Consider the following 14,979-nt stretch of genomic DNA (forward strand, 5'->3'; position numbering starts at 1 on the left):
TCACGCGTCGACCGCGGCGTGTGCGCCGCGCCACCGGTAGGCCGCGATGGACTCGCGGTGCATCTCAGTGCCCGCGCCCGGAGCGGTCGGCGCGACGTAGCGACCGTCGCGGATCTCGACCGGCGTGGCGAAGTGCTCGTGGAGGTGGTCGACGTACTCGATCATGCGGCCCTCGCGCGTGCCCGTCACCGCGACGAAGTCGAACATCGAAAGGTGCTGCACGGCTTCGCAGAGCCCGACTCCTCCCGCGTGCGGGCAGACCGGGATGCCGAACTTGGCCGCGAGCAGGAGGTTGGCGATGTTCTCGTTGACGCCGCCGACGCGCGCCGCGTCGATCTGCATGACGTCCATGCCACCCGCCTGCAGAAGCTGCTTGAAGACGATGCGGTTCTGGACGTGCTCGCCCGTCGCGACGCGGACGGGAGACACGCCGCGTGCGATCGCGGCGTGTCCGAGGATGTCGTCGGGGCTCGTGGGCTCCTCGATCCAGGCGAGGTCGAACTCTGCGAGCGCAGTGACCCAGCCGATCGCGGCCTCGACGTCCCAGCGCTGGTTCGCGTCGATCGCGATCGGGAACCCGGCGGGCACGTTGGCGCGGGCGATCGCGAGGCGGCGCCGGTCCTCGTCGAGATCGGCGCCGACCTTCAGCTTGATCTGCCGGAATCCGTCGGCGACGGCTTCACGACACAGGCGCGCGAGCTTCTCGTCGGAGTATCCGAGCCAGCCGGGACTCGTCGTGTAAGCCGGGTAGCCGCCGTCGAGGAGAGCGGCGATGCGCTCCTGTCGACCGGGCACGGCGGCCTCGAGGATCGCGAGCGCCTCGTCCCGCGTGAGAGCGTCGCTCAAGTAGCGGAAATCGAGCAGGTCGACGATCTCAACGGGGGACAGCCGGCTGAGGTGCAGCCACAGCGGCTCGCCCGCGCGCTTGGCACGCAGATCCCACAGGGCGTTGAGGACGGCGCCGATGGCCATGTGCATGACGCCCTTCTCGGGCCCGAGCCACCTCAGCTGCGAGTCGTAGCCGAGGAGGCGGGACGTGGCTCCCATATCGGCGAGCAGAGCGTCGAGGTCCTCGCCGAGGAGGTGATCGCGCAGCGCCTCGATCGCGGCGACCTGGACGTCGTTGCCGCGACCGATCGTGAAGACGAACGCGTGCCCCTCGAGCCCGTCCGTCGCGTCGGAGCGGATCACGACGTACGCGGCGGAATAGTCGGGGTCGGGGTTCATGGCGTCCGAGCCGTCCAGGCTCAGCGAGGTGGGGAACCGGATGTCGAAGGTCTCGAGTTCGGTGATGACAGGCATGGGGTCCTTTCCAAGGCAAGACTAAAGATCGGATGTATTGTGCGTCAACACTGAGAATCTTGTCGGAATTGCCCTCACTGAGGTTCAGACTTCCGATCTTCAGGGTCGACTGCGACCTCGGTGTCTGCCGACGGGCCCTGCAAGTCTTGCGCCAGATTGGCAAGTGAACGCAAGAAATCCACAGAATATCGGCATTAGGCGACGAAGTATTGAATCAGTGCATGTGCGCCGTTTAGATTGACGTCGAGCGGGCATTGCCGCCCGTCCCTCCCCGGATTGAAGCGAGTCGACGATGACACGTCCCCGTACCCTGATCGCGGCTGCGGCCGCGGCATCCCTCACCCTCGCGGCGCTCGCCGCGGCGGCCCCGGCCTCGGCCGCCAAGCCCGCGCCGCCACCGCCGCCGGTCGTGACGAGGGCGGCGCTCGATCCCGCGCTCGTCGCCGGCCGCGGGGCGGAGGTCGCGTTCCTCGAGCAGGAGGCCGAGAACGCGGTCACGAACGGCACGATCATCGGCCCGAGCCGCGAGGCGTACAGCCTCGAAGCGGAGGCATCGGGCCGCAAGGCCGTCAGGCTCGCACCCGGGCAGTTCGTGGAGTTCACCCTCCCGGCCGCCGCCAACGCCATCACGGTGCGGTACAGCATCCCGGACGCTTCCGGAGGAGGCGGCCTCACTGCGCCCCTGAAGGTGACGGCCGGCGGCAAGAAGCACACGCTCGAGCTGACGTCGCAGTACGCGTACCTCTACAACCAGTACCCGTTCACGAACGACCCGGACGCGGGCCTCCTGCATCCGGACTGGTGGATCACGGAGTGCGGCTGCGTGCCCGGACCTGGCTACGAGCCGGCCAAGCCCTTCCGCCCCATGAAGTTCTACGACGAGGAGCGCCTGCTTCTCGGCAAGACCTACAAGGCGGGCGACACGATCCGGCTCACGGCGCCGGCGTCGGTCGCATGGACCGTCATCGACCTCATCGACACCGAGAAGGTCGCCGCGCCGTACGTCAAGATCAAGGCCGCGAACGTCCTGCTGTTCGGCGCCGATCCGACCGGCCGGCGAGACTCGGCATCCGCCCTCGAGAAGGCCATCGCGTTCGCGCAGCGCAAGGGGCTCACGGTCTACGTGCCGCCGGGCACCTACCGCGTCGACCGCCACATCGTCGTCGACGACGTCACGATCGAGGGCGCGGGCAGCTGGTACACGACGTTCAAGGGCTCCGAGGTCGCGCTCGAGGCGCCGGCTCCGGACGGCTCGGTACACACGGGAGTCGGGTTCTACGGGAAGGATGCCGCCGAGGGCGGCAGCTCGGACGTGCACCTGTCCGGCTTCTCGATCGAGGGCGACGTGCGCGAGCGCATCGACACGGACCAGGTGAACGGGATCGGCGGGGCGTTCAGCGACTCGAGCTTCACAAACCTGCACATCCAGCACACGAAGGTCGGCATCTGGCTCGACGGGCCGATGTCGGGCGTCACGATCGCCGACAACGTCATCGTCGACCAGATCGCCGACGGCGTGAACCTGCACCTCGGCGTGACCGACTCGGTCGTGCGGAACAACTTCGTGCGCAACTCGGGCGACGACGGCCTGGCCGCATGGGCCGAGCAGAAGGGCGACGCGCCGACGAACGCCCGGAACACGTTCGACCGCAACACGGTCCAGACCCCGAACCTCGCGAACGGCATCGCGATCTACGGCGGCACCGACACGACGGTGTCGGGCAACCTCGTCGCCGACACGATCCGCGAGGGCAGCGCGCTGCACGCCGGTTCGCGGTTCGGGGCGCACGCGTTCGACGGATCGCTCACGTTCTCGGGCAACACGACGGTGCGCGCCGGCACGCGGGAGCTCAACTGGGACATCGGGCTCGGCTCGATCTGGTTCTACGTCCTGGACAAGTCGATCGACGCCGACATCCACGTCGTCGGAGACCACTACCTCGACAGCACGTACAACGCGATCCTCATGGTCTCGGACTGGGGCATCAAAGATCAGTACACGCTGACCGGCGTGCACTTCGAGGACATCCGCGTCGACGGCGTGGGCACCTCGGTCGTGAGCGCGCGGGTCAAGGGCGGAGCGTCCTTCGAGAACGTCGACGTCCGGGGCGTCGGCTGGTGGGGCGTCAACAACTGCGGTTCGTTCGACGACCCGACCTACACGCACACGTCGTTCTTCTCGACCGATCTGGGCGGCAACGACGGCGTCGACAGCAACGAGTGGCACCCCGGGACGAACTGGCTCGGGTACTACCTGCCCAACCCGTACACGTGCAACGACCGCCCGCCGGTCGTCGCACCGCCCGCTCCGTCGACGTGGGTCCAGCCGGTCGGCTGATCCCGGACGCGCTGGGCCCGGGGGCTACTCGTGCTCCGGGCCCAGCTCCAGCCCCGCGACGAAGCGCGCCGCGCGCGGCGCCGCGCCGTCGAGCTCGATGATCACGAGCTCGTTGGCGCCGGCCCGCGTCGCGGGTGCCGGCACGTACAGCGTGCGCTGTGGGCCGTTGCTCCAGTAGCGGCCGAGGAGCAGGCCGTTGACGTAGGCGAAGCCCTTGCCGAGGCCTGCGGTCGAGAGGAACAGGTCGCCCTGCTCGTCGAGCTCGAACGTCGCCGTAGCGGCGCGCGGGCCCCATCCCGACTCCCCGGCCGCCGAGGCCAGCGCCTCGAGCTCGAGCGGCGTCGCGGTCCAGCCTTCGAGGGGCTGCCCGTCGAGCAGCACCGGCCCCAGGAGGCCCTTCGGCTCACCCAGGCGGCCGTCGTAGTTGACGCGGCCCTGCTCCTCGACGAGGAGCGAGAGGCGCCGGCCCGCCGGGACGAGGAGCGCCCGCTCGTGGCGCGTCCGCGACAGCGTGCCGACGGGCCGCCCGTCCACCGCGACCCACGCATGGTCGCGCACCTCCTCGATCTCGAGCGCCCCGCCCGCGCCGCCGAGCTCCGTCTCGTAGAGCACGAGCGCGCCGAGGTGGTCGAGCTGCTCGAACGACGGGGGAGACGGATGCTGCTCCCCGGCGCGCGCGAGGCCGTCGATCGCTCCTCCGGCCCACCTCAGGGGCACCTCGAGCTCAGGCGCGGGCACGCCCGCCGGAGCGACCTCGGCCGGGACTTCGGCGTAGCGCGCGATGACCTCGCGGAAGGCCTCGAACTTGGCCGTCGGGTTGCCTGCCTCGTCGAGCGGCGCGTCGTAGTCGTACGACGTCGTGAGCGGCAGGTATCGCCCCTTGTCGTTCGCGCCATTGGTCAGGCCGAAGTTCGTGCCGCCGTGGAACATGTAGATGTTGACCGAAGCCCCGGCGGCCAGAAGCGCGTCCAGCTCGGCGGCCGCGGCATCCGTCTCGGTCGTGTGGTGCACACCGCCCCACCAGTCGAACCAGCCGTCCCAGAACTCTGAGCACATGAGGGGTCCCGTGGGCTGGTGCTCGCGCAGCGTCGCGAGGCGCTCCGCCGCGCGCGAGCCGAACGATCCGGTCAGGTGCAGGCCGGGCAGGCTCCCGTCGCGCAGCATGTCGGGCTGGGGTTGGTCGACGGTCGTGAGCGGCACCGTGATGCCGGCATCTCGCGTCACGCGGACGAGCTCGGCGAGGTACTCCTTGTCGGAGCCGTAGGCGCCGTACTCGTTCTCGATCTGGACGAGCACGACGTTGCCTCCGCGATCGATCTGCCGAGGCGCGACGATCTCGTACACGCGCTCCAGGTAGCGCGTCACCTCGGCGACGTACTGCGGCTCCCAGCGCCGCAGGCCGATGCCCGGCATCCCCGTGAGCCACACCGGAAGCCCGCCGTTGTGCCACTCGGCGCAGATGTACGGTCCCGGCCGGACGATCGCGTGCAGCCCCTCGATGGCGACGAGGTCGAGGAAGCGGCCCAGGTCGTTCCAGCCCGTGGCGTTCCACTCGCCGCGCCGCGGCTCGTGCGCGTTCCACGCGACGTAGGTCTCGATCGTGTTGAGCCCCATGAGCCGCGCCTTGCGGATGCGGTCCGCCCACTGCTCGGGATGCACGCGGTAGTAGTGCAGCGCGCCCGAGATGACGCGGTGCGGGGCTCCGTCGAGGAGGAAGTCGGTGTCGCCGATCGTGAAGGTGGGCACAGGAGGCTCTCTGTCGTAGGCAGGCAGGGAAGGGGACGGATGCCGGGGCCCGATCAGGGCTCGCCGATCGACGCCGTCGAGCGACGGACCTTGAGCGTGGGGCTCACGGTCACGCGGTGCACGGGCCGGTCCGGCTCGGCGATGCGGCGCACCAGGAGATCGATCGCCGACGCGCCGACGGCCGCCCGGGGCGGGCTGACGGCGGTGAGGGCCGGAGTGAAGAGCTCGGCGACCTCGTCGTCGTACGCGACGATCGACAGGTCGTCGGGCACCGAGACGCCTCGCGCGAGCGCGAGGTCGACGAAGGCCATCGCCTCGGCGTCGGCGTGGACGAGCAGCGCCGTCGCCCCGCCCGCGAGCGCGCGGTCCAGCGACGCGTCGACGGCGGCCGAGAAGTCCGCGCTGCTGCGCGGCGGGAGGAACCGCTCGAGGTTCGGGATCGGCGTGAAGTCCAGCTCGGCCGAGGCCGCGGCCCAGCCGTCGGCGATCCGCCGCGAAGTGGGTGAGTCGCGCGAGAGCACGAGGCCCACCTTCCGGTGTCCGAGGCCCGCGAGGTGACGGGCGGCCAGCGCCGCGCCCAGCGCGTGGTCGGTTGTGACGGACTCGACGGCCGTGCCGTCCGGCAGCGCGGCCTCGCGCTCGGCGAGGACGCTCGGGACGCGGCATCCGGCGAGCCATTGCACGACGTCGGCGGCGTAGGGGGTGTCGGTGTTGGGGGCGACGACGAGGCCCCGCACCGCGGGGTCCTGAAGGAGGCGCTCGAGGACCGGACGCTCGTCCTGCAGGTCGTAGGACGTGCCGCGCACGATGGGCCGGAGGCCGCGCTGCCGCGCCTCCTCCGCCATGCCGCGCACGACGGCGGGCCAGTAGTAGTCGAGCGACGGGACGAGCACCGCGATCGCATCGTCCGTCCCGACGGCCGGGGTCGCGGTGACATCGCTCTGCACCGCGACGGCGCCCCCGTGGACCCGCACGAGGAGCCCCTCGGACTCGAGCTGAGCCAGGTCGCGCCGCACCGTGACGGGTGTCACTCCGAGGTCGTCGAGCAGCTCGGACGCGCGCACGACGCCGTCGCGCGAGAGGACCGCGAGGATGTGCGCGCGCCGCGCGGGCGCGAGCGCGGCGTGCGCGGCGTGCGCGCCGTTCGAGGGTGGCGCGGTCATCGGCCTTCCCTGTCGAGGTGGACGTCCACGTCTATCGTGACGCGCAGGCGGCGGCGCCCCGTCACGAGCAGACCGAGACGGGTGAGGGTCGGGCCCCACACGTCCGAGAGCATCGGGTCGTCGAGCACCCGCTCGGCGACGACGGCCTCGACATCGGGCGACCAGCGCACGACGACGGGCCGCGCGCCGTCGAGCGGAGTCACGTGCGCCTCACCGTCGCCGAGCCGCACGTCGCCCGCGAGCAGGAGGTGCACCATCGTCGGAGGCTCCTCGCCCGCGGTCCACTCCTCGAGCTCCCAGGAGTCCGCCACGACCACGCGGCCCGCGGCCGGGGAGCGCTCGAGCGTTGCTGTGCGGCGCCACGAGACGAGGCCTGCGGCAGGGTAGGCCGGCGCCAGATCGAGCGAGAGGGACGACGCGGACTCGCCCAGCCGCGCCTCGACATCGCGGGCGCCGTACACCGCGCCGGGTGCCTGGGCGACGCCGCGAACCTCGGGGACGCTGTGCCACGAGCTCTGCATCGTCCAGATGTCGTATCGGCCGGGACCGAACGTCGCGAGCGTGTACGTCGGCCGCCCCGCGTCGACGACGACGGGCACGCCGTCGACCGCGACGACGAACGAGCCGACGTCGTTGTGGTTGTGGTGCTCGCCGTTGTGTCCGCCCTTCGCGGCCAGCGCGAGTCCCGCGGCGGTGCCGCCGGCGGCCCGTGCCACGAGCACCTGCGTCGACGGCAGCCAGGTGTCGCGCGGAAGCGGCGACGACCCCGGCACAGCGGTGCGCCAGTCCTCGTCCGTGAGCGCCCGCAGGAACCGCCCGAGCCCTTCGCGCTCCGTGGCCAGCGGCTCGCCGGGCGAGCGATGCGCGACCGCGTGGCGGCGTGCAGCCTCATCTCCGACGCGGCGCGCGGCGCGATGCAGTGCATGCCACGGCTGGTCGCGCGGCGGGCGCGCCTGCCCGTCCGCGAGGTTCAGGTACCAGTCGCCGCCGAGGTGCATGCGGTGCGGGAAGGCGATCGTCTCGCGCAGCCCGGCGACGGCGGGAGCAGCATCCCACCGTCCGTCGGTCGCGAAGGCGAGCAGATCGAGGGCTTCGAGGGCGCGGCAGGCGCCGTTCCACCAGTACGCGTAGCCCTCGTCGATCGCGCCGTCGCCGGGAAGGGATGCCGCGTACCGGTCGAGCCCTTCGATCGCCAGGGCGACGACATCAGCGCGCAGAGCCGCCTCAGCGGGCTCGTCGAGCAGCTGCAGGGCCGCGACGAGGACGTTCCCGTGGATCCACGGGTTCCAGTTGTGTACGTCTCCGTCCAGGCCGATCCAGTGCCAGTCGCGCCGCGCGACGAACGGATCGATGACGCGGACGCGGGCCTCGCGCCTGATGCGTGCCCGCAGCCCCGGGTAGCGCTCGTCGAGCTGCTCGCCGAGGAGCCGGTCTATCCACGCGAGCTGGGCGACGGCCTCGCCGGCGCCCAGGTCGAGGTACGGGTCGTCGACGACCGCGAGAACGGACCCGTGCCGCGCGAGGGCGTCGTCGTGGGCGGGCCAGCACCACGAGCTCTGCTCGCACACGAGCTGTACGCCGTCGGCGACCTCGTCGATCCACGCGTCGTCGAGCGTGACGGCGGCGGCGACGGCGGCGCGGCTGAGCCGGTGCTGGCGCGCGAACGCCGGTGTCTCCCATCCGACGCGGTCGCCGTCGCGATGCACGCGCGCGGCGGCGCTCGCGAGCGGCTGAGGCCACGGTGTGCCGCGGTCGAGCTCGGCTCGGCGGAGGAGGTCGCCGACCGTGGGTCCGTCGAGGCGGTCTTCCGCCCAGACGGCCCGGTCGCTCGCGGGGGGAACGGGAAGCGCGCCGGCAGCCGACACGACGCCATCGGCACCGTGCGCGAACACCGCCGCGAGTGGGCCGCGGAACATCGATTCCCCCATGATAAAAACGATCATAATCGATCAAGACCGAAGAAATAGCCATTGATCTGATCGGTTCGGGTTGCTAATCTCCGAAAGCGCTTGCCCCGACGATTCGACGAGGAACGACTGTGACGGACTGGAGCCGCGCCCAGTGGGTGCAGTACGCCGACCGGCTTCTCGCCGCCGCGCGGGCGTGGGCATCGCCGAACGGCGCGCTCATCACGCCGCCCGGCACCGAAGGCGGCTACGGTCGCGCGGTCGATGGGCTCGAGGGATTCGCCCGGGCATTCCTGCTGGCGGGTTTCCGGATCGCGGGCGAGCGCGGAGAGGGCGTCGATAAGCTCATCGACTTCTGCGCGCGCGGCATCGCGTCCGGCGTCGACCCCACCGCTCCCGACCGGTGGGTGCGGCTCGACGAGCACGGCCAGGCGAAGGTCGAGGCCGCTTCTCTCGCGCTCATCCTCGACCTGACGCGCGCCTGGATCTGGGACCGGCTCGACCACGGGACGCAGGAGCGGCTCGTCGCCTACCTCGCTCCCGCGGTGGGGGATCCCACCTACCCTCGGACGAACTGGCTGTGGTTCCGCGTCGTCGTGCAGACCTTCCTCCGCTCGGTCGGCGGCCCGTGGTCGGCCCAGGACATCGCGGACGACCTCGCGCTGCACGACTCGTTCGCGCGGCCGGAAGGTTGGCTCTCGGACGGCGAGGAGCGCGCGTACGACCACTACGTCGGCTGGGCGCTGCACCTGTACCCCGTGCTGTGGTCGCGGATGCAGGGCGCCGCAGACCTCGCGGACGGGCGCACGGAGCGCGACGTCGCGCTGCTCGATCGCTTCCTCCTCGACGCCCTGGCCCTCGTCGGCGGCGACGGCTCGCCGCTCATCCAGGGCCGCAGCCTCATCTATCGGTTCGCCGCCGCCGCGCCCTTCTGGGTCGGTGCGATGGCCGGCGTCCCGTCGACCTCGGCGGGCGCGCTGCGGCACGCCGCCGACCGCGTCGTCCGCCACTTCGCGGATCGCGGCGTGCCCGACGAGCGGGGTCTGCTCACGATGGGGTGGCACGGCGAGTGGCGCCGCCTCGCGCAGGGCTACTCCGGCCCGGCTTCCCCGTACTGGGCCGCGAAGGGCCTTCTCGGCATCTCGCTCCCGGCCGACCATCCGGTCTGGGCGGCACCGGCCGAGCCGCTCCCCGTCGAGACGTCCGACTCCCTGCGCGCCGTCCGCGCGGCGGGGTGGATCGTGTCGGGCACCCGCGCGGACGGCGTCGTGCGCGTCGTCAACCACGGCACCGACAAGGCGGTCGAGGGCGCGCTCGTGGGCGACTCGCCGCTCTACGCCCGCCTCGGGTACTCGACGGCGACCGCTCCCCTCGCCGACGGCCGCGCGTGGGGCGAGCCGCTCGAGCAGTCGGTCGCGCTCGTGCGTGCGAACGGAGACGCGAGCCATCGTGCCGGGATGACGCTCCTCGAGACGCGGGTCGAGGGCGAGGGCGTCGAGGCCGTCGGCGTCGCCGGCTCGACGTGGCGCGCCCATTGGATCGCACCGGACGAGGTGCAGACCCGCCACGGCGCCGGCATCCGAGGCGCCGTGACGGTCGCGGGGCGCCTCACCGTCCGCTCGCTCGTGCGCGGGCCGTGGGAGGTCCGCATCGTCCGCGTCGACGCGGTCGAGCCCGACATCGACCCCCCCGGGCTCGCATTGCGCGTGGGTGGCTGGCCGCTCGCCGGCGCCGCCGCGCAGCGCGTGAGGAGCAGCATCCGCCCGCTTCTCGGCGACGGGGTGACCAGCGCCGAGCGGCGCGCGGACGCGAGTCCGCTCGGCGGCGACGCGACTGTGCCGATCGCGACCTTCCCCGTCGCGGAGGGCATGACCGTCGCCGTCATCGTCGAGCTCGCCGGCACCGCCTCGCGGCTCCACGTCGCGCGGCTCGCGCTCGCGGACGGCGGAGCCGCGACGGTCACCTGGCCCGACGGCGTCGTGACATCCACTGCACTGACCGCCTGACCGCACCGATTCAGGAAGGACATCCGCCCCGATGACGACGACTCCCCCCGCGTCGCACTCGACAGTGACGACCGAGGCGGCCCTCGCCGCGGCGCTCTGGACCGTCCGCCGCAACATCGACGTGTTCGGCGACCGGTACCCGGACGACACGACGCGCGACGACCGCTACCCGCTCCGCCCCGCGGCGGGCGGGTTTCCGGAGGGCGGCAACCGCGGCTGGACGACGAGCTTCTGGCCGGGCATGCAATGGCTCGCGTGGGAGCGCACGGGCGACACCGCCTTCCGCGACGCGGGTCTGCGCCATGCGGCCGACTTCGCCCGGCGCGTGCGCGCGGGCGAGGATCTCGAGACCCACGACCTCGGATTCCTCTACACGCTGTCCGCCGTCGCGCCGTGGCGGCTGCTGCAGGACGAGAACGCTCGGGATGCTGCGCTCCGCGCCGCCGACCACCTCATGCGGCGCTTCCTCGAGCCGGCCGGGATCATCCAGGCGTGGGGCGACCTGTCCGACCCCGCGCAGCGCGGGCGCACGATCATCGACAGCCTCATGAACATGCCGCTGCTCACGTGGGCGCACGAGCAGACGCGCGATGCGCGCTTCGCCGACGCGGTGCGGCGGCACACGACGCAGCTGCGCGAGCACATCCTCCGCGAGGACGACTCGACGTTCCACACCTTCTACTGGGACGCCGAGACGGGCCGGCCGCTTCGCGGCGCGACGGAGCAGGGTGCGCACGACGGTTCGTGCTGGGCCCGCGGACAGGCGTGGGGGATCTACGGCTTCGCCCTCAATTTCCGGGCGACGGGCGATGACGAGCTCCTCGGTGCGGCGTGGCGCTGCGCCGACTACTTCATCGCGCACCTGCCGGCTGACAGCATCCCTTACTGGGATCTCGTGTACACGGACGGCAGCGACGCTCCGCGTGACAGCTCCGCCGCCGCGATCGCGGCCTGCGGCTTCCTCGAGCTGGCTCGGGTCGACGTCGATCCCGAGCGGGCCGCACGCGCGCAGGCGCTCGGCGAGACGCTCGTCGCGGCGCTCGCGGCAGACTGTGCGCCCCGGGGTCCCGCGGACTCCGACGCGCTGCTCCTGCACGGCGTGTACGACCTCCCCAAGGACAGGGGGGTCGACGAGGGCACGCTGTGGGGCGACTACTTCTACCTCGAGGCGCTCACGCGCCTCGCCGATCCCGATTGGAAGAGCTACTGGTGAGCCACATCGAACAGCGCTACGCGACCAACCCCGACCAGGTCCCTGGCTTCACGACGACCGAGCTGCGCGAGCGCTACCTCGTGCCCGAGATCTTCGTGCCGGGCGAGATCCGCCTCGTCTACACGCACCACGACCGCGTGGTGCTCGGCGGGGCGGTGCCGGCGGGCAGCCCCCTGGAGCTGACCGGCTACCCCGAGATCCGCAGCGACCACTTCCTCGAGCATCGCGAGCTCGGGATCGTCAACGTCGGCGGCACGGGCACCGTCACGGCCGACGGCGAGATGTACACGCTCGTCAAGGGCGCGTGCCTCTACCTCGGCCGCGGCATCCGCTCGATCACCTTCGATGGTGACGGGCAGTTCTACCTCTTCTCGGCCCCCGCCCACACGTCTTACCCGGCGGCCCTCGTCCCACCCGGCGAGGGCACGGTCCGCGAGCTCGGCGACCAGCTCACCTCGAACCGCCGGACGCTCAACCAGTACATCCACGAGACCGGTGTGAAGTCGTGCCAGATCGTGATGGGCGTCACCGAACTGCACCCCGGCTCGATGTGGAACACGATGCCCGCCCACACCCACGACCGCCGCACCGAGTGCTACCTGTACTTCGACGTGCCGGAGGACGCGCGGGTCATCCACCTCCTGGGCGAGCGCACCGAGACTCGTCACCTCGTCGTGGCCGACCGTCAGGCGGTCATCTCGCCGAGCTGGTCGCTGCACTCGGGCGTCGGCACGGAGGCGTACTCGTTCGTGTGGGCGATGGCCGGCGAGAACCAGGCGTTCGACGACATGGACGCGGCGCCCGTCACCGACCTGAGATGATCGCCGGGTGACTTCCCTGCAGGGCGCCCTCCTCGCGGTCGGCGAGACGATGGCGTTGGTGACGCCCGCGGCCGCGACGCCGCTGACGGATGCCGTCGACTTCCGCGTCGACGCCGGCGGCGCCGAGTCCAACGTCGCGGGTCACGTCGCGGCGTTCGGCGGCGAGGCCCGCTGGTTCAGCCGGCTCGGCGACGACCCGCTCGGCCACCGCATCGCCCGTCAGCTCGCCGAGCGAGGTGTCGACGTCTCAGGCGTCGAGTTCGATCCGCGGCATCCGACCGGCGTCTACTTCAAGGACCCGGGCCACGGCGTGCGGTACTACCGTGCAGGATCGGCGGCGGCTCACCTCTCGGCCGGCGACGCGGACCGCGTCGACCTCCACGGCGTCGCGATCCTGCACGTCTCGGGGATCACGGCGGCGATCTCCGCGTCGGCGTCGGCCTTCCTCGACGCCGTCATCGCCCGGGCGCGCGAGGCCGGCGTTCCCGTGAGCTTCGACGTCAATCACCGCGCTCCGCTGTGGGACGCCGCGACCGCCGCACCCGCGCTCCTCGCGCTCGCGCGCGCTGCCGACATCGTGTTCGTCGGCCGCGACGAGGCCGAGACGCTGTGGGGGACGACGGATGCCGCATCCGTCCGTGCACTGCTGCCGGAGGTGGGCGAGCTCGTCGTGAAGGACGGCGACGTCGGGGCCACGGCGTTCACGCGCGCCGGCGTGGTGTTCGAGCCCGCCCTGCCGGTCGAGGTCGTCGAAGCCGTCGGCGCCGGCGACGCCTTCGCGGGAGGCTATCTGTCGGCACTCGTCGAGGGGCGGCCGGCTTCCGAACGACTCCGCCGCGGTCACCACCGCGCGGCACTGACCCTTCAGACCACGAGCGACTCCGTCGACGAGAGGACTTCCGCATGACGGCTCAGCACGACTTCGACGAGATCTTCGGCCGCGTGCCGCTCATGGCGATCCTGCGCGGCATGGGCGTCGACCGCTCGGTCCGGCTCGCCGGGACGGCGTGGGACCTCGGCATCGACTCCGTCGAGGTGCCGCTGCAGACCGAGGAGGACGAGCGGGCACTGCGCGAGCTCGTGCGGCTCGGGGCGGAGCGCGGCAAGCTCGTCGGCGCCGGCACGATCGTGTCGCCCGACCAGATCACGCTCGCCCAGGCCGCCGGCGCCGCGTACCTCGTCTCGCCCGGGCTCGACCCGATCGTCGTCCGGGCAGCGCAGGATGCCGGCATCCCGATCCTTCCCGGGGTCGCGACGCCGACCGAGGTGCAGCTCGCGCAGTCGCTGGGGCTGACCTGGCTGAAGGCCTTCCCCGCGACGTGGCTCGGCGTGGACTGGTTCCGGCACATGAAGGGGCCGTTCCCGCACGTGCGCTTCGTCGCGACCGGCGGGATCGACGCGTCGAACGCGCAGGAGTTCCTGGATGCCGGCGTCCGCGTCGTCGCGGTCGGCTCGGCGCTCGAGGACGCGAGCCAGCTCGACCGCCTCGCCGCCCTCCTGTCCTGACGCGAGAACGCGCCTATGTCCGCACGCCGGGGCGTGAAGACATAAGCGCGTTCTCGCGCGGGGAGGACCGGGGCTACTTGATCGAGCCCCGCGTGACGCCGGAGATGACCCAGCGCTGGCTGAAGATGTAGACGATGAGCAGGGGCGCCATCGCCATGAGGTAGGACGCGAACGCCACCGTGTAGTCGGTGTTGAACTGCCCCTGGAAGACGTACTGCGCGAGCGGTAGCGTGCGGGCGGCGGGGTCGGTCAGCACGACGAGCGGCATGATGAAGTCGTTCCACGCCCACACGCAGGTGAGGATGCCGACCGTCGCGTTCATGGGACCCAGGAGCGGGAAGATGACCGACCAGAACACGCGCCACGTGCTCGCGCCGTCGATCCGCGCGGCTTCCTCGAGCTCGATCGGGATCGAGCGGATGTAGGCCGTGTAGATGAAGATGTTCAGCGACAGGCCGTAGACCGTGTACAGGATGATCAACCCGACCTGGTTGTCGAGCCCCAGGAGCGCGGTCTGCTTCACGAGAGGCAGCATGATGATCGGGAAGGGGATGAACAGCGCCGCGAGCAGGTAGAAGAACACGCCCTTGAAGAACGGCCGGTGGATGTTCCGAGCCAGCGCGTACGCGACGATCGAGCTCGTGAGGAGCGTGAACGCCACCGCGCCGACCGTGATGAACGCCGTGTTCATGAGCGCCTGCGGGAAGTTCGTCCGCTCCCACGCCGTGGGGAAGTTCCCCCAGTTGACGGGGTTCGGCCATTCGAACCCCGTGCCCTCGGTCAGTTGGTCGGGCGTCTTGAGCGAGACCACGACCGCGAGGTAGAGCGGGATGAGGATCGTCAGCGAGCAGACCGCGATGAGGGCTGTGGCCCACCAGTTGGTCTTGCGCGTGTCGTCGGCCTCGCTGCTGCGCCGGGGCCGGCGTCGGACGGCGGCGAGCGCGCCCTCGGCCTGGGTGCCGGCGTTGGTCATGGTG

At 71.6% G+C, this 14,979-nt stretch carries 11 protein-coding genes; 6 read left to right on the forward strand and 5 right to left on the reverse strand.

Annotation, left to right across the window (positions count from 1 at the left end; translation table 11 throughout):
* Positions 1-1,302 carry an enolase C-terminal domain-like protein gene (locus ABZ477_RS07905; RefSeq protein ID WP_360130517.1) on the reverse strand — a complete coding sequence of 434 codons (1,302 nt, stop codon included), beginning with the start codon at positions 1,300-1,302 and terminating at the stop codon, positions 1-3.
* 292 nt (positions 1,303-1,594) lie between these two features.
* On the opposite strand from ABZ477_RS07905, the gene ABZ477_RS07910 reads away from it, so the two are divergent.
* Positions 1,595-3,640 (forward strand): glycosyl hydrolase family 28-related protein, encoded by a 2,046-nt coding sequence (locus ABZ477_RS07910; protein WP_360130520.1) that lies wholly within the window; start codon positions 1,595-1,597, stop codon positions 3,638-3,640.
* Positions 3,641-3,664: 24 nt separating this feature from the next.
* Here the strand turns inward: ABZ477_RS07910 and ABZ477_RS07915 are convergent, their stop codons facing one another.
* Genes ABZ477_RS07915 through ABZ477_RS07925 form a run of 3 tightly spaced genes read right to left on the reverse strand, consistent with a single transcriptional unit; the run spans position 3,665 to position 8,465 of the window.
* Positions 3,665-5,386, reverse strand: a complete 1,722-nt coding sequence (locus tag ABZ477_RS07915) for a beta-galactosidase family protein (protein WP_360130523.1) — start codon at positions 5,384-5,386, stop codon at positions 3,665-3,667.
* A 53-nt stretch (positions 5,387-5,439) separates the two neighbouring features.
* Positions 5,440-6,549 carry a substrate-binding domain-containing protein gene (locus ABZ477_RS07920; protein WP_360130526.1) on the reverse strand — a complete coding sequence of 370 codons (1,110 nt, stop codon included), beginning with the start codon at positions 6,547-6,549 and terminating at the stop codon, positions 5,440-5,442.
* Positions 6,546-8,465, reverse strand: coding sequence for a heparinase II/III family protein (locus ABZ477_RS07925; RefSeq protein WP_360130529.1), 1,920 nt, complete (start codon positions 8,463-8,465; stop codon positions 6,546-6,548). The genes ABZ477_RS07920 and ABZ477_RS07925 overlap by 4 nt, the downstream gene beginning before the upstream one ends.
* A gap of 122 nt (positions 8,466-8,587) precedes the next feature.
* Here ABZ477_RS07925 and ABZ477_RS07930 point away from each other — a divergent pair, with 122 nt between their 5' ends.
* The 5 genes from ABZ477_RS07930 to ABZ477_RS07950 are packed head-to-tail and all read left to right on the forward strand — an operon-like array spanning position 8,588 to position 14,002.
* The gene (locus ABZ477_RS07930; protein ID WP_360130532.1) at positions 8,588-10,462 is read left to right on the forward strand and encodes a DUF2264 domain-containing protein; all 1,875 of its coding nucleotides are present in this window, start codon (positions 8,588-8,590) and stop codon (positions 10,460-10,462) included.
* Positions 10,463-10,493: 31 nt separating this feature from the next.
* Entirely contained in the window at positions 10,494-11,675 is a 1,182-nt protein-coding gene (locus ABZ477_RS07935; RefSeq protein WP_360130535.1) for a glycoside hydrolase family 88 protein, read from the forward strand.
* Positions 11,672-12,496 carry a 5-dehydro-4-deoxy-D-glucuronate isomerase gene (gene kduI, locus ABZ477_RS07940; protein ID WP_360130538.1) on the forward strand — a complete coding sequence of 275 codons (825 nt, stop codon included), beginning with the start codon at positions 11,672-11,674 and terminating at the stop codon, positions 12,494-12,496. The genes ABZ477_RS07935 and kduI overlap by 4 nt, the downstream gene beginning before the upstream one ends.
* 7 nt (positions 12,497-12,503) lie before the next feature.
* Entirely contained in the window at positions 12,504-13,403 is a 900-nt protein-coding gene (locus ABZ477_RS07945; RefSeq protein ID WP_360130541.1) for a sugar kinase, read from the forward strand.
* A complete protein-coding gene (locus ABZ477_RS07950; protein ID WP_360130544.1) occupies positions 13,400-14,002 on the forward strand; it encodes a bifunctional 4-hydroxy-2-oxoglutarate aldolase/2-dehydro-3-deoxy-phosphogluconate aldolase in 603 nt (200 codons plus the stop codon). Before ABZ477_RS07945 ends, ABZ477_RS07950 begins: the two co-directional genes overlap by 4 nt.
* 73 nt (positions 14,003-14,075) lie before the next feature.
* Here ABZ477_RS07950 and ABZ477_RS07955 read toward each other — a convergent pair whose 3' ends face one another.
* Positions 14,076-14,975, reverse strand: coding sequence for a carbohydrate ABC transporter permease (locus tag ABZ477_RS07955; protein ID WP_360131084.1), 900 nt, complete (start codon positions 14,973-14,975; stop codon positions 14,076-14,078).
* Positions 14,976-14,979 lie beyond the last annotated feature (4 nt).

It is taken from the genome of Microbacterium sp. NPDC019599 (assembly GCF_040632175.1).
In the GTDB taxonomy this organism is placed as follows: Bacteria; Actinomycetota; Actinomycetes; order Actinomycetales; family Microbacteriaceae; genus Microbacterium.

Excerpts from the sequence above, each read along its gene's own strand:
- ABZ477_RS07910 (WP_360130520.1), top strand. The coding sequence starts at position 1,595 with ATGACACGTCCCCGTACCCTGATCGCGGCTGCGGCCGCGGCATCCCTC.
- ABZ477_RS07950 (WP_360130544.1), top strand. The coding sequence starts at position 13,400 with ATGACGGCTCAGCACGACTTCGACGAGATCTTCGGCCGCGTGCCGCTC.
- ABZ477_RS07925 (WP_360130529.1), bottom strand. The coding sequence starts at position 8,465 with ATGTTCCGCGGCCCACTCGCGGCGGTGTTCGCGCACGGTGCCGATGGC.
- ABZ477_RS07905 (WP_360130517.1), bottom strand. The coding sequence starts at position 1,302 with ATGCCTGTCATCACCGAACTCGAGACCTTCGACATCCGGTTCCCCACC.
- ABZ477_RS07955 (WP_360131084.1), bottom strand. The coding sequence starts at position 14,975 with ATGACCAACGCCGGCACCCAGGCCGAGGGCGCGCTCGCCGCCGTCCGA.
- ABZ477_RS07935 (WP_360130535.1), top strand. The coding sequence starts at position 10,494 with ATGACGACGACTCCCCCCGCGTCGCACTCGACAGTGACGACCGAGGCG.
- ABZ477_RS07920 (WP_360130526.1), bottom strand. The coding sequence starts at position 6,549 with ATGACCGCGCCACCCTCGAACGGCGCGCACGCCGCGCACGCCGCGCTC.